The organism is Pseudomonas sp. IT-P4 (assembly GCF_949767755.1).
GTDB classification, from domain to species: domain Bacteria; phylum Pseudomonadota; class Gammaproteobacteria; order Pseudomonadales; family Pseudomonadaceae; genus Aquipseudomonas; species Aquipseudomonas monachiensis.
The window spans coordinates 164,620-182,749 of record NZ_CATKPX010000089.1; the positions used below are offsets into that span (position 1 = coordinate 164,620).

Here is an 18,130-nt window from a genome sequence, read left to right on the forward strand (position 1 = left end):
ACCTTACCCGGGGCGGGAAGGCTGTACGTGTCATAGCCGTGTCGACCCGCCCCTTAGGAAAACCCCTGATGCTGGATTCACTACTCGTACCTACCGCAATCGTTGCCTTGGCCGAAATCGGCGACAAGACGCAACTGCTCGCGCTCATTCTCGCTGCCCGTTTCCGCAAGCCCTGGCCGATCATTGCCGGTATCGTCGCCGCGACCCTGGCCAACCACGCGGCCGCCGGTGCCGTAGGCGCCTGGGTCGGCAGTTTCTTCTCGGATACGATGCTGCACTGGATCCTCGCCGCGAGCTTCGCCGCCACGGCGCTATGGACCCTGGTTCCGGACAAGATGGATGACGACGAGGCCAGCACCGCCCGCAAGTTCGGGCCGTTCCTGACCACGCTGATCGCGTTCTTCCTGGCGGAAATCGGCGACAAGACGCAGATCGCGACCGTGATGCTGGCTGCGCAATATCCGGAGTTGTGGCTGGTGATCATCGGCACCACCCTTGGCATGCTGATTGCCAACGTGCCCGTGGTATTGGCCGGTAACTTTGCCGCTGACAAGCTGCCATTGACCCTGATCCGTCGACTGGCGGCGTCGGCGTTCTTCATCCTGGCGATTGTCGCGGTGTACAAGGCGATGCAGAGCAGCGGGTGGGTTTGACGCGATAGAGTCTATAGACCGCGTTATCGTTCTTCGTCGGAACGCTGCCCGGAGCAAGCCCGCTCCCACATTGGGTCTCCAGTGCACACAAAGTTTGCAGTCAATGGAGGTTTATTGTGGGAGCGGGCTTGCTCGCGAAGAGGCCAGCAGCCTCACCACATGACTATCAGGACTTCCTGGCTTGCTCGTAAAGCGGCATGACCTTCGGAATCGCCGCCTGCAACGCCGCAATACGGCTCGACGATGCCGGGTGAGTGCTCATGAACTCAGGTGGCGAACCTTCCGAGACTTTGCTCATCTTGTTCCACAGGGTGATCGCGGCATTCGGGTTGTAACCGGCGCGGGCGGCCAGCTCCAGGCCGATCAGGTCCGCCTCGTTTTCATTGGCGCGGCTGTTGGGCAGGGTCATGCCGTAGTTGGCCACGGTATCGGCCAGGGCCAGGCTGTCCTGCCCCAATCCCAACAAGGCACCGGCGCCCTGCTTGGCCATTTCCATGCCGTACGCCTTGGACATCGCTTCACGACCGTGCTCGCGCAGGGCGTGGGCGATTTCATGGCCCATGATCGCGGCGATTTCATCGTCGGTCAGTTTCAGTTTATCGATCAGGCCGGTGTAAAAGATGATCTTGCCGCCAGGACCGCAGTTGGCGTTGAGTTCATCGCTCTTGATCAGGTTGACTTCCCACTTCCACTGGGCCGCGTCCGGACGGAAGTTCGGCGCCTGGGCAATCAGCCGGTCGGCAATCGCCTGAACCCGCCGGGCTTCATTGCTGGTCTTGTCCAGCACACCTTTGCTGGACGCCTCGCCCACTGTCTTCTGATAGGACTGGGCGTACATCTGGTCGACTTCTTGCGCAGACAACATGCTGAACATGTACTGCTTGCGCTCCACCCCCACGGCACCGCCACTGGTGGTATTGACCGACTGGCAACCGCTGAGCAAAAGCGCTGCGCCCAGTGCACTGACAACCAAAATCTTGTTCATCAAAAAACTCCCTGAAAACATGCCGAGTATCCTAGGCGTGGAAATGTATCGACGCCAGATACAATGGACGTAAGACGCGCAATTCGGACAAAGCTCTCATCGCCGTAGAAAAAATTCACATACGGCGACAACCCGCAGCCCATCACGCCACGCCTTGATTCAATTAAGACATCCAGCACGCAAAAACAGTCATTTCAACTGCCCACGCTCATACCCGCCCGCTCAAGCAGGTGGCCGAGATCGATCAGGTGGCCAATGAAGTGGGCGGTGATGCGGATGAGTCGAGCGCGGCCGGTAGCGGCGCCTGACTAACCGGGAGTGAGGCACTCCGGCCCATTGAGCTTCGGATCATTCACCATGTTGGCCAGCACCCGCTCGCGCAATGCGGCGGGTTCACTGGCCAGCAAGGCTTGCAGTGCATGCAACGGCGTCTCGGGATCCAGCCACGCAGCCTGCCCCGCCTCATCAAGAATCAACGGTCGCCGCTGGCTTGCCGCCGGCTGGGTAATCACGGCGGTACTCAGCCACACCTGCTCCTGTACCGGATACGCCTCCCAGATTGCCGCAAAAAATAATGACGAGCCCTCCCCCGGTGTCAGCCAGTACGGGCGCTTTCGCGTTGTGCCGCGCCATTCGTAAAAACCATTGGCCGGCAACAGGCAGCGGCGCTCGCGCAAGGCATGGCGAAACATGGGCTGTTCGGCAACCGTTTCGGCACGGGCGTGGGCCGGGGTGCGGGACAGATCGGTCAACCAGGGTGGCGTCAGGCCCCAGCGGGCGCGGGCCAGCGAGCGCTGGCCGTCAGGCTCGGCCCGCAGCATCAACACCGAATCATTGGGGGAAATGTTCCACTGCGCCTGCTGGTCGGCGGGAAAACCGGGCAGTGCCGCGAAGGCAGGGTTCCAGCGAAACAGGGCATAACGTCCACACATGGGGCAACACGACTCTTGATCAAACGAACGCCAGCCTAACAGACCAGCGTGCCGGGAAAGCTGTCCGGTTCATCGCCAGACAGCGGCAGCGCGGCATTGTACGCGGTGATCAGCTCGCGGGCGTATTCGGCCTGGTCGTTCTCGACCGACAGCCCGAGCAGGCCATAGATCGGCAACTCGCCGCTGCCCCCGAGCAAATCACGGCCCATCAGATGCGCTTCGATGCCCTCGCTGGCGAGCATGCCTTGCAGCAATTCGCCTTCCATCAGGTTTTCCGGGTCGTAGATGCGCTGCATACACGCTCCTCACTCGTTTTCGCTGAAGACTTCGAGATGCCATTCCCCTTCATGAACCTGCAACACGAAGGTTATCGGCCGGCAGCACACCTGACAGTCTTCAATATAGGTCTGATCACCACCGGACAAGTCCAGCGTCGTCTCGACTTCCTCACCACAATACGGACATTCATATCGCGTAGTTTCCAGCATCGCGGTCTCCCAGGTGACTTGTGCGTATAATCGCCGGTCTATTTGCAGGGCTATTTTTGTCTGGCTACTTTTTCAGACCGTACCCCGCCGGTTTTCGATCAAAACCTTTACTTACCCTAGCCGTTTCTAACAAGAGAGCATGATGGGCGAATTCGATGCCATCCGACCTTACGACGACAGCGAAGTCCCGGCAGTGCTGGCACGACTGCTAGGCGACAAGGCGTTTCTAGATATCCTCACCCACTTCCGCTTCCCGCGTTTCGCCGGCGCTTTAGGCTGGGCACTCAAACCTCTTATAGCCCATCGGCTGCGCCGTGAGTTTGCCGGCATAACCTCCGTGGCCACGTTACAGGACAAAGTCGAGCATTACGTCGACCATACCATCGAGCGCGCCACCGACGGTGTTACCTATACCGGGGTGGAGCAATTCAAGTCCGGCAGCGCCTACCTGTTCATCGCCAACCACCGCGACATCGTGATGGACCCGGCCTTCGTCAACTACGCCGTGTACCATGCCGGCCTGCCGACCCCGCGCATCGCCATTGGCGACAACCTGCTGCAAAAGCCTTTCGTCAGCGACCTGATGCGTCTGAACAAGAGCTTCATCGTGCACCGCTCGATCAGCGGACGCCGGGAGAAAATGGCGGCTTATCAACTGTTGTCGGCATACATCAACCATTCGATCCGCAACGATTGCGCCTCGATCTGGATTGCCCAGGCCGAAGGCCGCGCCAAGGACGGTGACGACCGTACCGAATCGGCGATCCTCAAGATGTTCCACATGAGCCGCAAGGACGAGCCGTTCGGTGAAGTCATCCAGTCGCTGAACCTGACCCCGGTGTCGATCAGCTACGAGTACGACCCGTGCGACCAGGCCAAGGCCCGCGAGCTTTTCATCCGCGCCAGCACCGGCAGCTACACCAAGGTGCCGGGCGAGGATGACGTGAGCATCGCCAAGGGCATCACCGGCTACAAGGGCCGGGTGCATGTGAACTTTGCCGCGCCGATCACCGAACTGTTCGAAGACACCAAGCAATTGGCGGTCGAGATGGACAGGCAAATCCTCAGCGGATACCGCTTGTTCCCGGTGCACTACCTGGCTTATGCACAGTGGAAGGACGCCGATCCGCAGTTGCAGGTACCGAAAGCCGCTGAAGTGTTCCCGACCGAGGAACTGACCAAGGCCCAGGAAGAATGGCAACGCCGCCTGGACGCCTGCCCTGAAGAGCATCGTCCATTCCTGGTGCTTCAATATGCAATGCCGGTACGCAATCAGTACCGGGTGAAGGCCGGATTGCCGCTGTAAGCGGTATCGGCTGGATGTGAAAACGGCGCCCTCGAGGCGCCGCTTTTGTATCTGTTACCACAGTTTTGCGGTTACTCAAACCTGAGTGCTGATCCACGACACCAGCAGCGCCATCCCCATGCAGGCAAAACCGAAGATGTAGAAAAACCGGTTCATGCGCAAGGTCGCCCAGTCCAGCGTGGGCTCTGCGTTGGGACTGCTCTGGCGCTGCGCCTGCAAACTGGCCATCGCACGCAGTTCGCGACGACGGGTGGCGTGCAGCAACCAGCCACCCGGGAAGGCAAAGAGCAAGGCCAGCAGATTGATCAATTTGGCGGGATGGGCGGTAAACAGCGTCATCAAGTGCAGCGACATCACGAACCTCAAGTAAAACAGGTGGCAGGTGCCGGGCCGGCGACCGCGGCGCGGATTCTACCGAAAGCCTGCGCACCTGCCCTCGTTTTCCGACAAATAACGAAGCTTTTGATCAATGGCTGTCCTGAGTCACGGCTTCGTCATCTGTATCGGCGAACATGCGCACCTCGAAACCGACACGGATCACGTCATGCTCCACGCCGAAAACCAGGATCGTCTTTACCTCATCACCCCCAGCGAAGAACAGCAAGCCCTCGTCGGCAGCCTCGCCTTCAATGTTCAAGACCGCCATTGGCTGGTGTATTGCGCACTCGGTGGCCACCAGCATGCCGATTTACCGGAGGCGGATTTGCTGACGGGCGTGAGCGTGCTGGACTTTTACTCGCAAGCGGCCTGACGATCTCTTCCTGTAGGAGCTGCCGCAGGCTGCGATCTTTTGATTTTGATCTTCGGCGGCTCCAAACCTTAAAAACAAGATCAAAAGATCGCAGCCTGCGGCAGCTCCTACATGGCTCGCATTACTCGCCGAGAACCTGACCCACGGTCGGGTCCTTGAACAGGCGGGTCAACGCATCACTGAGCACATCGCTGACCAGCTTGGTGTTGGTTTCCTGGTTAGGCGCCATACCGAAGCGCTGGTCCAGGGACGCACCGTAACGGCCGCTGTAGCGACGGTTGGCGTTTTGCACATCGGAGCGGAAAGTCGCGCCGATGGTCGCTTCGGTCACGTACATGCCTTCTTTAGGCGACTGATACTTCAGCTCGGCGAGGGTCACGGTGATTTGCGGTGCATTCGCCGCATTGGCGGTCGGGGTGAAGCCCAACAGGCGCACGGCAGCTTCGGCCTGAGCCTGCAGTTTCGGCAGGATCTGCGCGCCCTGCACGGTGATCGCGCTGGTCTCCGGGTACAGGCCACCACGGGTGCCGAGGGTTGGCGACGGACGTCCGTCCACCACACGCACCACAACAGGCTGACCGTGGCCGACGGGCGCCAGTTGAGCCGTCAACTTGGGTTCCGGGTTCAGTTGTTGCGGGCTGTGGGCGCAGCCAACCAGGGTCAAACTGGTCACAGTGATCAAACCGAACAACAGGCGTTGCAACATGCTCTTCTCTCCAGAATCAGGCACAAACAGGCCGGCAGTATAGCGGTGCGCCACTGCGGGGAACCAGCACCGCACAGTGTTTGATGATATCTCTGACAAACCCTTGCTCATGCGGTTCCTGTCACACAGATGTCACCCCCCATACACTTGCACGTAATGGCCTGCAGGCAACCTTCTCGGCAGTCACCCAAACGGTATTTTGCCATGCGCCATCTGATCTCTCTGTTCGCGCCACGCCCACTGCATCGCTGCTTCGCCCTGCTCGACCGCAACGGCCGCTGCCAGGCCTTCAGGCAGTGCAGCCTCCAGCCCATGGGCGATGGCTGGGTTGAAATCGAAGAGATCCGCCTGAACTGGCTGAATCAGCCACTGCCTGCCGGTGCCCGCGTCGTTTCCCGGCAGCACCGGCCACGCTCGCGTGCACAACATCTGATGACGACCTGACCAAACACCTAATAAAAGTCATTAAACACGACCATTTCCCTGCGTTTCTTAGATACAATCTCCCCCCGATTATAAGGACGTCTCCTGATCGGGCCTCGCAGCATCGTCAATGCGCTTGTATTGACACCCCGAACCGCCCACAGAGAGCCGCCCACACAGATCGAGTGAAGCTGGCGCGCTTGCTGTTTTGTTGAGCAAAACCTCCACTTTTCGCGAATCTGCAGAGCTGTCATTACGCTCGGTCACTGAGCTGTTTGCCCGTTTTGCCTGCCCTGTATCCCATGGCGGCAATCCATCCGGGCACGGTGCCAGGCTGGGACAGCCCTTTTTTGAGGTTCACGTCTTCAAAAGAGCGTGAAAAAAACGGGTTTTCACAACTTCACAAGAGTGTGGCGAGCAAATGAATAGTTTTGCGTCTGAACATGCACCATTAGCGTCTACAACAGCCCAACGACACAGGACCGAGTATTCCTCGAACACCGGAGCCTGAAGCCTGTCCGCTACGGATTTGGTTGCACAAACGGATGTATCGACCATAAGTCGAATTGCCTCCCGCGCGCCGAAATGAGTTCATATGGCTCATAGGCCCGGCAGGTAGCGTCCGTCGAAGTTGCGATAAATTGCGAAGATTCGGACATGGCGATACTGCCATGAGATCCAGGGGCATCACTGACTCGCCCCGGAACGCCTGGCAGCCATGCCGACAATTTGGTGCTGCAGATTTTGGAGACGCGTTAAATGGCGCATAACGAAGCAGTCGACGTAGTACTGGTTGGGGCCGGCATCATGAGTGCCACCCTTGCAGTACTGCTCAAAGAGCTCGACCCCGCGATCAAGCTGGAAGTCGTCGAGCTGATGGATTCCGGTGCCGCGGAGAGTTCCAACCCGTGGAACAACGCCGGTACCGGTCACGCCGGGCTGTGTGAGCTCAACTACACGCCGCAGGCCGCCGATGGCACCGTCGACATCAAGAAAGCCGTGCACATCAACACCCAGTTCGAGGTGTCGAAGCAGTTCTGGTCGTACCTGACCAAAAAAGGCACGTTCGGCTCGTGCAAATCGTTTATCAGCCCGGTGCCTCACCTGAGTTTCGTGCAGGGCGACAGCGGCGTGTCCTTCCTCAAGGAGCGCTTCAAGGTGCTGAGCAAGCACCACGCCTTTTCGGACATGGAGTACACCGAAGACAAGGCCAAGATGGCCGAGTGGATGCCGCTGATGATGCCTGGCCGCGATCCTGGCGAAACCCTCGCCGCGACCCGCGTGATCAATGGCACCGACGTCAACTTCGGCGCCCTGACCAACCAGTTGCTCAAGCACCTGACCAGCGCACCCGATGCCCAGGTCAAGTACTGCAAGCGCGTGACCGGCCTCAAGCGCAGCAACGGCGGCTGGACCGTGAGCATCAAGGACGTCAACAGCGGCAACACCCGTGAAGTCGATGCCAAATTCGTCTTCCTCGGCGCGGGCGGTGCGGCACTGCCGCTGCTGCAAGCCTCGGGCATCGAAGAGAGCAAAGGCTTCGGCGGCTTCCCGATCAGCGGCCAGTGGCTGCGTTGCGACAACCCGGAAGTGGTCAAGCACCACCAGGCCAAGGTCTACAGCCAGGCTGCCGTAGGTTCGCCGCCAATGTCCGTGCCGCACCTGGACACCCGCGTGGTCGAAGGCAAGAAGTCCCTGCTGTTCGGACCTTATGCCGGTTTCACCACCAAGTTCCTCAAGCACGGCTCCTTCATGGACCTGCCGATGTCGGTTCGCGCCGGCAACATCGGGCCGATGCTTTCCGTGGCAAAAAACAACATGGACCTGACCAAGTACCTGGTCAGCGAAGTGATGCAGTCGATGGAGCAGCGCCTGGAGTCCCTGCGCCGCTTCTACCCTGAGGCGAAAGCTGAAGACTGGCGCCTGGAAGTGGCCGGCCAACGAGTGCAGATCATCAAGAAAGACCCGAAAAAAGGCGGCATCCTGCAATTCGGTACCGAACTGGTCGCGGCCAAGGACGGTTCCCTGGCGGCACTGCTCGGCGCTTCGCCAGGTGCCTCGGTGACCGTTTCGATCATGCTTGAGCTGATCGAAAAATGCTTCCCGGGCAAAGCCAAGGGCGAATGGGCCAGCAAACTGGCAGAAATCTTCCCGGCCCGGGAAAAGGTCCTGGAAACCGACGCTGCGCTGTATCGAAAGATCAATACGCAGAACAACGTGGCCCTGGAACTGGTTGAAGCCAGCAGCGAGACCGAAAGCTACGCTTGATTCGGCCTTATAAAAAACGCCCCGTTCTCACTGAGAGCGGGGCGTTTTTTTATGCCTTTATAAGATCGCAGCCTTCGGCAGCTCCTACAGGAGGTACGCCGTTCCAAAGTAGGAGCTGCCGAAGGCTGCGATCTTTTGATCTTTAACCGCGAGCTTTTTCGATCAGCTCGATGTAATCCGGCGCGTTGCGCTGATCCTTGATCAGGGCAACGAAGTCATTTCCGTGCTCATCCTTGCCATTCACGTCGTAACCCGCTTCGACGAAGAACGTCAGGAAACGCGCGAAATCGTCGATGCGCAGGCCACGGTAAGCCTTGACCAGTTTGTGCAGGGACGGAGAAGTCGCGTCGACCGGTTCGAAATCGAGAAACAATTTGATCTGCTCATCGCCGATCTCGTCACCAATCACTTGTTTTTTATCTTTACGCATTGCCGACTCCAGCTCGCAGACATTTCACGGGGCGGGCAGTTTACCCCTGCGCAGGCACAAGGCTCAACGCGGACGAGTACTGCCGGTGTGCAGATCGGCCCAGACATGGCCATTGGCATAGCTGAGAAACTGGCAATACACCGTGTCGTTGCGCAACAAGTCGATCACCACCCGGTATTGCGCCAGCGGGTAATAGAGGGTCAGGGTCTTGCTCGCCTCGTCGTAAACCGGCTTCTTCAGGCTTTTGCTTTCACCATCGAAGTTGATCAGCACCTGACTGATGGTGGCACCCTTGTTGAGGGATTTGCCCTTGAGACGAATCATTAATGGGGACGTGACCGGAATCGGCTGTTGATTGGATTGACGCTGAGCACCGACCACCACCGAATAATCGGTGACCTGCATCAGTTGCTGCTGTTCGGGATCACTGTCACGCAGGGTCAAGTCATCGGGCGGCAGGAACTGCGCATGCATGGGCGCCGGCGCGGCGGCCAGGGGCAGGCTGAGGGTCAGCAACAGGGCTGTGCAGCAGCGGATCGAACGGCTCATGGCAGGCTCCGGAATCGGGGCCGAGCACTCTAGCATGGGCTGAAGGAAGTGGTTCAAGTGCACAGAAACCCCTGTGGGAGCGGGCTTGCTCGCGAAAGCGGTGTGTCAGCTAATTTGATGTCGGCTGACACGCCCTCTTCGCGAGCAAGCCCGCTCCCACAGGGGCAAAGATCAGTCGAACTGCGCGCGCATCCAGGCCTGATACTCGGCAACACCAGGCTCGCCTTCGCGTGGCGCCCAATGCGCCAGCTCACCCTCACCGACCGGGCGATAAGGTCCGGCCTTGCATTCGAACATCAGGCTGTCGGCCTCGAGCACCACCAAACCGTGGAACACACCGGTTGGCAGGTCCACGCCAACACAGTCGCCACCGGCCTGGAGCACGGTCTTGCTGAGCACCGCGCCGGTCTCGTCAAAGATCAACACACCCAGCCGCCCCTTGAGAACCAACAGGGTTTCGGCCTTGTTGGCGCCCAAATGCCGGTGAGGCGGGATATACGTGGACGGCTGCAACCCCACCGCCATGCGATGGCAGGCGTCTTCCATCTGATGGAAGTTGTGATGCTGGCGCCCACGAGGACTGGCCGCGGCTTTCCCGGCCAGCTCGGCGAACAGGGTCTGATCCAGAAAGCGAGGCGTATCCATGTCTTACATTCCTTTAACGGCGAAAATCCCGTTGGCGTTACGCCAGTAGCCTTTGTAGTCCATGCCGTAACCGAAGATGTAGCGATCGATGCACGGCAGGCCGACGAAGTCGGCCTTGAGGTCCGGACGGGCCTTGCGGTCGTGGTCTTTGTCGATCAGCACGGCGGTGTGCACTTTGCGGGCACCGGCGTGTTTGCAGAAGTCGATGATCGCGCCCAGGGTGTGACCTTCGTCGAGGATGTCGTCGATGATCAGCACGTCACGGTCGATGAAGGAAACTTCCGGCTTGGCTTTCCAGAACAGGTCGCCGCCGCTGGTTTCGTTGCGATAGCGGGTGGCGTGCAGGTAGGACGCTTCCAGCGGGAAGTGCAGGTAGGTCAGCAGCTTGCCGGAGAAAATCAGCCCGCCGTTCATCACGCAGAACACCACCGGGTTGCTGTCCGCCAGTTGATCGTTGATTTGTGCACCGACGCGGGCGATGGCCGCCTCGACTTCAGCTTCGGTGTACAGGCAGTCAGCCTCTCGCATGATTTGACGGATATGCTCGAGATCAGCGGACATGGCGCTCTCCAAGGTTTTGGGGGGAGGGACGGATTCGGAAAAGCGGGCAAAGGTACGCATCAAGCGAGGCCAGATCAAGCGTTTGTGGACTAACGTACTGTATGTCTATAGGACAACACCCTCGGATAGATTAATCTAGGCCGGTTTTTTTGCCCGCCGCCGGAGCCTTTCCCCATGCCCATCCATGAGATCCGCCACCCGCTGATCCGTCATAAACTTGGCCTGATGCGCCGCGCAGACATCAGCACCAAGAATTTCCGTGAGCTCGCTCAGGAAGTCGGCGCCTTGCTGACCTATGAAGCCACCAAAGACCTGCCGCTGGAATCCTACGATATCGAAGGCTGGTGCGGCACGGTGTCGGTCGAGAAAATCGCCGGCAAGAAGATTACTGTCGTGCCGATCCTGCGTGCCGGCATCGGCATGCTTGAGGGCGTGCTCAGCCTGATCCCGGGGGCCAAGGTCAGCGCCGTCGGCGTTGCCCGCAACGAAGAAACCCTGCAGGCCCACACCTACCTGGAAAAGCTGGTTCCGGAAATCAACGAACGCCTGGCGATGATCATCGACCCGATGCTCGCCACCGGCAGCTCCATGGTTGCCACCATCGACTTGCTGAAAAAGGCCGGCTGCCGCGACATCCGCGCCATGGTGCTGGTTGCCGCCCCGGAAGGCATCGCCGCCGTAGAGAAAGCTCACCCGGACGTGATCATCTACACCGCTTCCATTGATCAGAAACTGAACGAACACGGTTACATCATCCCTGGACTGGGCGATGCCGGTGACAAGATCTTCGGCACCAAGCAGAAGGACGCGTGACCATGCAGCAAGAGTTCAACGATCCGCTCTGGCGCACGGTGCTGTCGGGTGCACAGATGCTGTTCGTGGCCTTCGGCGCCCTGGTGTTGATGCCGCTGATTACCGGACTCGACCCGAACGTGGCGCTGTTCACGGCCGGCCTGGGGACGATCCTGTTCCAGATCGTCACCGGGCGTCAGGTGCCAGTGTTCCTGGCATCTAGCTTTGCCTTCATCACCCCGATCATTCTCGCCAAGGGCCAGTTCGGCCTGGCCGCGACCATGGGCGGCGTGATGGCGGCAGGTTTCGTCTACACCTTCCTCGGCCTCGCGGTGAAGATCAAAGGCACCGGTTTCATCGACCGCTTGCTGCCGCCGGTGGTAATCGGTCCGGTGATTATTTCGATCGGCCTGGCCATGGCGCCGATTGCCGCCAACATGGCCATGGGCAAGGCCGGCGATGGCAGTGAATTGATTCATTACCAGACGGCAATGATGATTTCGATGCCCGCACTGCTGACCACACTGATCGTCGCGGTATTCGGCAAGGGCATCTTCCGCCTGGTGCCGATCATCTCCGGCGTACTGGTGGGCTTTGGCATGGCGTTCTACTTCGGTGTGGTCGATACCGCGAAGATTGCGGCGGCACCCTGGTTCGCCATCCCGCACTTCACCGCGCCGGAGTTCAACTGGCAGGCGATTCTGTTCATCGTTCCCGTGGCCCTGGCCCCGGCCATCGAACACATCGGCGGCGTGATTGCCGTGGGTAGCGTGACCGGTCGCGATTACCTGAAGAAGCCCGGCCTGCACCGCACCCTGCTCGGTGACGGCATTGCCACCACGGCGGCCGGTCTGTTCGGCGGCCCGCCCAACACCACCTACGCCGAAGTGACCGGCGCGGTGATGCTGACCAAGAACTACAACCCGAAAATCATGACCTGGGCGGCGATCTTCGCCATCAGCCTGGCGTTCATCGGCAAGTTCGGCGCACTGCTGCAAAGCATTCCGGTACCGGTGATGGGCGGGATTCTGTGCCTGTTGTTCGGTTCGATCGCGGCGGTGGGGATGAACACGCTGATCCGCCACAAGATCGATCTGGGCGAGGCGCGCAATCTGGTGATTGTGTCGGTGACCCTGGTTTTCGGGATCGGCGGCGTGCTGATCGGCACCGGCACCGGGCCGGACGATTTCGGCCTCAAGGGCATCGCGCTGTGCGCGGTGGTGGCGATTGGCTTGAACCTGATCCTGCCGGGCAATGACAGCTGGAAGCACAAGAAAGCGGATGAGCCGCTGATCTAAGCAGGTTCGGATTCTTCGCTGACTGAAAGACCCTCTTCGCGAGCAAGCCTGCTCCCACATTTGGAATGCATTCCACCTGTGGGAGCGGGCTTGCTCGCGAAGCTTTTAAAGCGCCAATGGCGCTCGCTCGCACAATGTACTCAATGCCCGAGCCCAATGCGGGTCATCGTTGAGGCACGGCACCAGCACCAGGTCCTCTCCCCCCGCTGCGCGGAATTGTTCCTTGCCGCGATCACCGATTTCTTCCAGGGTCTCGATGCAATCGGCAACGAACGCCGGGCACATCACCAGAATCTTTTTCACGCCGCTTTTGGCCAACTCATCCAGGCGCGCCTCGGTATAGGGTTCAATCCATTTGGCGCGTCCCAGGCGCGACTGGAACGACACCGACCACTTGCCCTCAGGCAACCCCATGCGCTTGGCAAACTCTGCCGCCGTACGCAGGCACTGGGCGCGATAACAGGTGGCGACCACCGCCGGCGACGCTCCGGCGCAGCAATCACCGCCACCCTCGAAGCAGTGACCGGGGTTGAGTTTCTTCAGATGTCGTTCCGGCAAGCCGTGAAAGCTCATCAGCAAGTGATCGAAATCCTGCTCCAGATAGGGCCGGGTCGTGGCCACCAACGCATCGAGGTATTCCGGTTGGTCGTAGAACGGCTGGAGCACCGACAACTGCACGTCGAGATTTTTCTCGCGCACCACGCGCCTGGCCTCCTCGATGACCGTCGTCGTGGTGCTGTCGGCGAACTGAGGATAAAGCGGGGCCAGGGTGATTCGCTTGTGTCCCGCCACGACCAGGCGCACCAGCGTCGATTCAATCGACGGCTCGCCGTAACGCATCGCCAATTCGACCGGACCGTGCTGCCATTGACTGATCATCGCTTGTTGCAGGCGACGGCTGAGCACCACCAGCGGCGAGCCCTCGTCCCACCAGATCGAGGCATAGGCATGGGCCGACTGCTCGGGACGCTTGATCAGGATCAGCGACACCAACAGCCGTCGAACCGGCCATGGCAGGTCGATCACGTACGGGTCCATCAGAAATTGATTGAGGTAGCTGCGCACATCCGCCACCGAGGTGGAGGCAGGTGAACCCAGGTTGACCAGAAGCAACGCGTGATCGGTCATGCAACGTCCTATTTCAAAGGCGACTGGACAGGTCGTCCAAAGCCGCGCGCAAATCCGTGAACTTAAAAGTGAAACCAGCCTGTAACAAACGCACCGGAGTGGCGCGCTGGCCACCCAGCAATAACAGCGACAACTCGCCCAACCCCACCTTCAATACGAAGGCCGGCATCGGCATGAACGTCGGACGATGCAATACGCTGCCCAGCGCCTCGGCAAACTCGCGGTTGCGCACCGGTTTGGGCGCGCACGCATTATAGGGACCGCTGGCCTCGTTGCGATGCAGAAGAAAATCAATCAGGGCGATTTGATCGTCGATATGAATCCACGGCATCCACTGCCGGCCGTTGCCTATCTGCCCTCCCAGGCCCAGTTTGAACGGCAGTAACAGCCGCGACAAAAAGCCGCCCTGCGCCGACAGCACCAACCCGGTTCGAATGAGGATGACGCGAATGCCCAACGCCTCAGCCCGCTGTGCGGTCTCTTCCCAGGCGATGCATAACTGGCTGGCGAAATCATCGATGACCGGTGGCGACTCTTCGGTCAACTCACGTTCGCCACCATCGCCATACCAACCAACAGCGGATCCGGAGATCAGCACCCGAGGTTTCTGTTCGCGGCTTTCCAGCCAGGCCAGCAGGGTTTCGGTCAGCGAGATGCGACTGCTCCACAACAGGGCTTTGCGTTTGTGCGTCCAGGGCCGGGCGGCAATCGGCGCACCGGCAAGATTGATAATCCCATCGACAGGTTCCTGCCCGATATCCTCCAAACGGGCAATTCCACGCACTTGGGCACCACATATTTTCGCGACATTTTCAGGTTGGCGACTCCAGACTGTCAGGCGATGACCTTGGCCCAACCAGTGCCGGCAGAGCTGACGTCCTATCAAACCAGTACCGCCGGTCAGCAATATGTGCATGACTTCTTCCTCGCGTGGCGTTTTACCTTGTCCATTAGTCTATTTTTATAAGCAGGGATCTTTGGTATCGAGCAGGCTCTATGTTTAACAATAGGCCAAGCTGTCAGATCGAGAACGCTAAAAGTTATACCAAAAAACAATATTGTACAGGTTTGAACCCCAGCGTAGTCTGTACAGAAAGGTAAACGAGGCCCCTATGACTGTACCTATCGCAATCATCGGCACCGGCATTGCCGGACTCTCCGCCGCCCAGGCCCTGACGGACCTCGGGTACGTGGTTCAACTATTCGATAAAAGCCGCGGCAGCGGCGGGCGCATGTCGAGCAAGCGCAGCGATGCGGGTGCCCTGGACATGGGCGCGCAGTATTTCACTGCCCGCGACCGGCGTTTTGTCAACGAAGTCCAGCGCTGGCAAGCCAAAGGCTGGGTCGCCGAGTGGACGCCGCAGCTGTATACCTACCATGGCGGCCAGCTCAACCTGTCGCCGGACGAGCAGACCCGCTGGGTCGGCACACCCCGCATGAGCGCCATCACCCGCGCGCTGCTCGGTGACCTGGAAGTGCATTTCGCCTGCCGGATCACCGAGGTCTATCGCGGTGAAGAACACTGGCACCTGCAGGACGCCGAAGGCTTCACCCACGGACCGTTCAGCCACGTGGTCATCGCCACGCCGGCCCCTCAGGCCACAGCTTTGCTGGCATCGGCGCCGAAACTGGCCGGGGCCGCCGCCGGGGTGAAAATGGACCCGACCTGGGCCATCGCCCTGGCCTTCGAAACGCCGCTGGAAACGCCCATGGAAGGCTGCTTCGTACAGGACAGCCCACTCGACTGGCTGGCCCGAAACCGCAGCAAACCCGGACGCGACAACACACTCGACACCTGGGTGCTGCACGCCACCAGCGCCTGGAGTCGCCAGCACATCGACCTGTCCAAGGAAGCGGTGATCGAGCAGTTGCACGGTGCCTTCGCCGAACTGCTGCACGACTCCATGCCCGCGCCGAGCTTCAGCCTCGCCCACCGCTGGCTCTACGCCCGCCCCGCCAGCAGTCACGAATGGGGTACCCTGGCCGATGCCGACCTGGGGCTGTATGCCTGTGGCGATTGGTGCCTGTCCGGACGCGTCGAAGGAGCCTGGCTCAGCGGTCAGGAAGCCGCCCGCCGCCTGCATGAGCACCTGCAATGATCGTAGGAGCTGCCGAAGGCTGCGATCTTTTGATCTGACCTTCACATAAAGATCGCAGCCTTCGGCAGCTCCTACGGGGCCATTGCACCGCCAAAAACCTATACAAAATATTTGACTTGTATAACTTCGAATCTATGATGAAGTTATCTTGTACAGACACGAATGTTTGTACAGGTTCAGATTCGAGGTGCTCCGATGCTCCACTCCCCCGCCAAACCGAAAATCGCCATCAGCGCCTGCCTGATGGGCCTCGATGTGCGCTACAACGGTGGGCACAAAGAGTCGCGGCTGTGCAGCCGCACCCTCACTGACTACTTCGATTTCATCCCGGTCTGCCCGGAAGTGGCCATCGGCCTGGGTGTACCGCGCCAACCGATTCGACTGGTGGGCAGCGCGGATCAACCCGAAGCCGTGGGCACCCTCGATCACAAGCTTAACGTGACGCAACCACTGGACACCTACGGCCGGGACATGGCAGCGCAGTTGGGGGATATCTGCGGCTATATTTTCATGCAAAATTCCCCGTCCTGCGGGCTGGAGCGGGTCAAGGTCTACCACGCCAACGGCGCACGGGCGGACAGAGACGGGCGCGGGATCTATGCCCGGGCCTTCTGTCTGCGGCACCCGGACTTGCCGGTGGAGGAAGACGGCCGGCTCAACGATCCGGTGCTACGGGAAAACTTCCTCACCCGGGTTTTCGCCTACAGCGCCTGGCAGCAACTGCGCCAGGAGGGCATGACCCGGCGTGGTCTCACGGACTTTCACTCGCGCTACAAATACCTGCTGATGGCCCACAACCCGGTGCAGTACAAAACCCTGGGCCACCTGCTGGGCAACATGGGCAAAACCGATCCGCAGGAACTGGCCCCCCGCTATTTCAGCGAACTGATGGCGGCACTGAAAAAATGCGCCACGCGCCGCACTCACACCAACGTCCTGCAACACCTCAGTGGCTACCTGAAACAGGCCATCAGCGGCGAAGACAAGCAGGAAGTGCAGCACGTGATCAACCAGTACCGCTTGGGTATCGTGCCGCTGGTGGTGCCGCTGACGCTGCTCAAGCATCACTTTCGCCAACACCCCGATCCGTACATCGCACAGCAGGTTTACCTGCAACCGCACCCGGAAAACCTCAGCCTGCGAAACGCCATCTGATGAAAAAAGGACTCGACACCAGCGCCCGCGAAGACCTCGGCGATGACTTTAAAAAGGCGCTGGACGCAGGCTGGCTGCCGATCCGTGAAGTGGCGCGGCAAACCGGGGTCAATGCCGTGACCTTGCGCGCCTGGGAGCGGCGCTACGGTCTGATCGTGCCGCTGCGCACGCCCAAGGGCCATCGGTTGTTCTCGGCCGACCACGTACAACGCATCCAGACCATCCTCACCTGGCTCAACCGTGGCGTTGCCGTCAGCCAGGTCAAGCCATTGCTCGACACGCCTCAAGCCTTCAGCGAGTCCGTCGACAACGATTGGCACGCCTTGCTGCAAACGTTACTGCTGGCGATCAGCCGATTGCAGGAGCGTGCCCTGGACGACAGCGTCAATCAGGCGATGGCGCTGTATCCGCCGCGAACCCTGTGCGAGCAATTGCTGATGCCCTTGCTGGCCGCTCTGGAGCAACGCTGGCAAGGCCAGTTCGGGGCGCAGATGGAGCGGGGCTTTTTTTGTGCCTGGCTGCGCAGCAAGTTCGGTGCGCGCATCTACCATAACAACCGTCAGTTACGCACCGCGCCGTTGCTGCTGGTCAACCATTCGGACCTGCCCATGGAACCGCACCTGTGGCTCACGGCTTGGCTGGTCAGCAGTGCGGATTGCCCGGTGGAGGTCTTCGACTGGCCGCTGCCTGTCGGCGAACTGGCACTGGCAGTCGAACTTCTGCAACCCCGCGGGGTTCTGCTGTACTCAAGCAAAGCCCTGAATCCGGCGCAACTGCCGAAACTTTTCAAAGGCGTCAGTTGCCCAAAAATGATTGCCGGACCAACGGTATGCATCCACCACGCCGAGTTGTCTGCAAGTACTGCCGAGATCGCTGATTTGTACCTGGCCGAAGATCCGTTGTCGGCACATCAGGCACTCGTTCAGCGAGGACTGATTTAAATGGATCCCGTGGATAACAA

22 protein-coding genes are annotated in these 18,130 nt (G+C 59.8%); 10 read left to right on the forward strand and 12 right to left on the reverse strand.

Features of this window, described 5'->3' with window-relative positions:
- Nucleotides 1–68: 68 nt before the first annotated feature.
- Entirely contained in the window at nt 69–653 is a 585-nt protein-coding gene (locus ACM6IT_RS26605) for a TMEM165/GDT1 family protein (RefSeq protein WP_008016665.1), read from the forward strand.
- Nucleotides 654–819: 166 nt separating this feature from the next.
- On the opposite strand, the gene ACM6IT_RS26610 is transcribed toward ACM6IT_RS26605, so the two are convergent.
- The 4 genes from ACM6IT_RS26610 to ACM6IT_RS26625 form a co-directional block, all read right to left on the reverse strand.
- Complete coding sequence (locus ACM6IT_RS26610) at nt 820–1,638, reverse strand: M48 family metallopeptidase (protein WP_056726249.1); 819 nt, start codon at nt 1,636–1,638, stop codon at nt 820–822.
- A 308-nt stretch (nt 1,639–1,946) separates the two neighbouring features.
- Nucleotides 1,947–2,570 carry an SOS response-associated peptidase gene (locus tag ACM6IT_RS26615; RefSeq protein ID WP_414919001.1) on the reverse strand — a complete coding sequence of 208 codons (624 nt, stop codon included), beginning with the start codon at nt 2,568–2,570 and terminating at the stop codon, nt 1,947–1,949.
- Between the two features lie 35 nt (nt 2,571–2,605).
- Entirely contained in the window at nt 2,606–2,866 is a 261-nt protein-coding gene (locus ACM6IT_RS26620; RefSeq protein ID WP_056726251.1) for a putative signal transducing protein, read from the reverse strand.
- A 9-nt stretch (nt 2,867–2,875) separates the two neighbouring features.
- Nucleotides 2,876–3,058, reverse strand: a complete 183-nt coding sequence (locus ACM6IT_RS26625) for a CPXCG motif-containing cysteine-rich protein (RefSeq protein ID WP_056726252.1) — start codon at nt 3,056–3,058, stop codon at nt 2,876–2,878.
- 139 nt (nt 3,059–3,197) lie between these two features.
- Between ACM6IT_RS26625 and ACM6IT_RS26630 the strand changes: the two genes are divergently transcribed.
- Nucleotides 3,198–4,364: a 1-acyl-sn-glycerol-3-phosphate acyltransferase gene (locus ACM6IT_RS26630; RefSeq protein WP_056726253.1), complete on the forward strand. Its 1,167-nt coding sequence runs from the start codon at nt 3,198–3,200 to the stop codon at nt 4,362–4,364.
- A gap of 75 nt (nt 4,365–4,439) precedes the next feature.
- Here the strand turns inward: ACM6IT_RS26630 and ACM6IT_RS26635 are convergent, their stop codons facing one another.
- Nucleotides 4,440–4,718, reverse strand: coding sequence for a hypothetical protein (locus tag ACM6IT_RS26635; protein ID WP_056726254.1), 279 nt, complete (start codon nt 4,716–4,718; stop codon nt 4,440–4,442).
- A gap of 190 nt (nt 4,719–4,908) precedes the next feature.
- On the opposite strand from ACM6IT_RS26635, the gene ACM6IT_RS26640 reads away from it, so the two are divergent.
- Nucleotides 4,909–5,115: a hypothetical protein gene (locus ACM6IT_RS26640; protein ID WP_033052291.1), complete on the forward strand. Its 207-nt coding sequence runs from the start codon at nt 4,909–4,911 to the stop codon at nt 5,113–5,115.
- Nucleotides 5,116–5,236: 121 nt separating this feature from the next.
- Here the strand turns inward: ACM6IT_RS26640 and ACM6IT_RS26645 are convergent, their stop codons facing one another.
- Nucleotides 5,237–5,821 carry a YajG family lipoprotein gene (locus ACM6IT_RS26645; protein WP_056726255.1) on the reverse strand — a complete coding sequence of 195 codons (585 nt, stop codon included), beginning with the start codon at nt 5,819–5,821 and terminating at the stop codon, nt 5,237–5,239.
- Nucleotides 5,822–6,025: 204 nt separating this feature from the next.
- On the opposite strand from ACM6IT_RS26645, the gene ACM6IT_RS26650 reads away from it, so the two are divergent.
- Together ACM6IT_RS26650 and mqo are read left to right on the forward strand one after the other, a co-directional pair.
- On the forward strand, nt 6,026–6,265 hold the full coding sequence (locus tag ACM6IT_RS26650) for a hypothetical protein (protein WP_056726256.1): 240 nt from the start codon (nt 6,026–6,028) through the stop codon (nt 6,263–6,265).
- A gap of 738 nt (nt 6,266–7,003) precedes the next feature.
- Complete coding sequence (gene mqo / locus ACM6IT_RS26655; RefSeq protein ID WP_056726257.1) at nt 7,004–8,512, forward strand: malate dehydrogenase (quinone); 1,509 nt, start codon at nt 7,004–7,006, stop codon at nt 8,510–8,512.
- A 142-nt stretch (nt 8,513–8,654) separates the two neighbouring features.
- Here the strand turns inward: mqo and ACM6IT_RS26660 are convergent, their stop codons facing one another.
- The 4 genes from ACM6IT_RS26660 to ACM6IT_RS26675 form a co-directional block, all read right to left on the reverse strand.
- Nucleotides 8,655–8,942 carry a PA4642 family protein gene (locus tag ACM6IT_RS26660; RefSeq protein WP_046041883.1) on the reverse strand — a complete coding sequence of 96 codons (288 nt, stop codon included), beginning with the start codon at nt 8,940–8,942 and terminating at the stop codon, nt 8,655–8,657.
- Between the two features lie 63 nt (nt 8,943–9,005).
- Nucleotides 9,006–9,491: a hypothetical protein gene (locus ACM6IT_RS26665; RefSeq protein ID WP_056726258.1), complete on the reverse strand. Its 486-nt coding sequence runs from the start codon at nt 9,489–9,491 to the stop codon at nt 9,006–9,008.
- A 171-nt stretch (nt 9,492–9,662) separates the two neighbouring features.
- Nucleotides 9,663–10,136: a WbuC family cupin fold metalloprotein gene (locus tag ACM6IT_RS26670; protein WP_414914548.1), complete on the reverse strand. Its 474-nt coding sequence runs from the start codon at nt 10,134–10,136 to the stop codon at nt 9,663–9,665.
- 3 nt (nt 10,137–10,139) lie between these two features.
- On the reverse strand, nt 10,140–10,697 hold the full coding sequence (locus ACM6IT_RS26675) for a hypoxanthine-guanine phosphoribosyltransferase (RefSeq protein ID WP_008045996.1): 558 nt from the start codon (nt 10,695–10,697) through the stop codon (nt 10,140–10,142).
- A 174-nt stretch (nt 10,698–10,871) separates the two neighbouring features.
- On the opposite strand from ACM6IT_RS26675, the gene upp reads away from it, so the two are divergent.
- Both upp and ACM6IT_RS26685 read left to right on the forward strand, forming a co-directional pair.
- Nucleotides 10,872–11,510, forward strand: coding sequence for a uracil phosphoribosyltransferase (gene upp, locus ACM6IT_RS26680; protein WP_056726260.1), 639 nt, complete (start codon nt 10,872–10,874; stop codon nt 11,508–11,510).
- Nucleotides 11,511–11,512: 2 nt separating this feature from the next.
- Nucleotides 11,513–12,787 carry a uracil-xanthine permease family protein gene (locus ACM6IT_RS26685; RefSeq protein ID WP_046041878.1) on the forward strand — a complete coding sequence of 425 codons (1,275 nt, stop codon included), beginning with the start codon at nt 11,513–11,515 and terminating at the stop codon, nt 12,785–12,787.
- Nucleotides 12,788–12,892: 105 nt separating this feature from the next.
- Here ACM6IT_RS26685 and hemH read toward each other — a convergent pair whose 3' ends face one another.
- Nucleotides 12,893–13,915, reverse strand: coding sequence for a ferrochelatase (gene hemH, locus ACM6IT_RS26690; protein ID WP_056726261.1), 1,023 nt, complete (start codon nt 13,913–13,915; stop codon nt 12,893–12,895).
- 13 nt (nt 13,916–13,928) lie between these two features.
- Nucleotides 13,929–14,831: a TIGR01777 family oxidoreductase gene (locus tag ACM6IT_RS26695; RefSeq protein WP_414919002.1), complete on the reverse strand. Its 903-nt coding sequence runs from the start codon at nt 14,829–14,831 to the stop codon at nt 13,929–13,931.
- 196 nt (nt 14,832–15,027) lie between these two features.
- On the opposite strand from ACM6IT_RS26695, the gene ACM6IT_RS26700 reads away from it, so the two are divergent.
- From ACM6IT_RS26700 to ACM6IT_RS26710, 3 genes are all read left to right on the forward strand, one after another.
- Nucleotides 15,028–16,014: an NAD(P)/FAD-dependent oxidoreductase gene (locus tag ACM6IT_RS26700; protein WP_056726263.1), complete on the forward strand. Its 987-nt coding sequence runs from the start codon at nt 15,028–15,030 to the stop codon at nt 16,012–16,014.
- 195 nt (nt 16,015–16,209) lie between these two features.
- Nucleotides 16,210–17,169 (forward strand): YbgA family protein, encoded by a 960-nt coding sequence (locus ACM6IT_RS26705; RefSeq protein WP_414919003.1) that lies wholly within the window; start codon nt 16,210–16,212, stop codon nt 17,167–17,169.
- Nucleotides 17,169–18,110, forward strand: a complete 942-nt coding sequence (locus tag ACM6IT_RS26710) for a MerR family transcriptional regulator (protein WP_414919004.1) — start codon at nt 17,169–17,171, stop codon at nt 18,108–18,110. Before ACM6IT_RS26705 ends, ACM6IT_RS26710 begins: the two co-directional genes overlap by 1 nt.
- Nucleotides 18,111–18,130 lie beyond the last annotated feature (20 nt).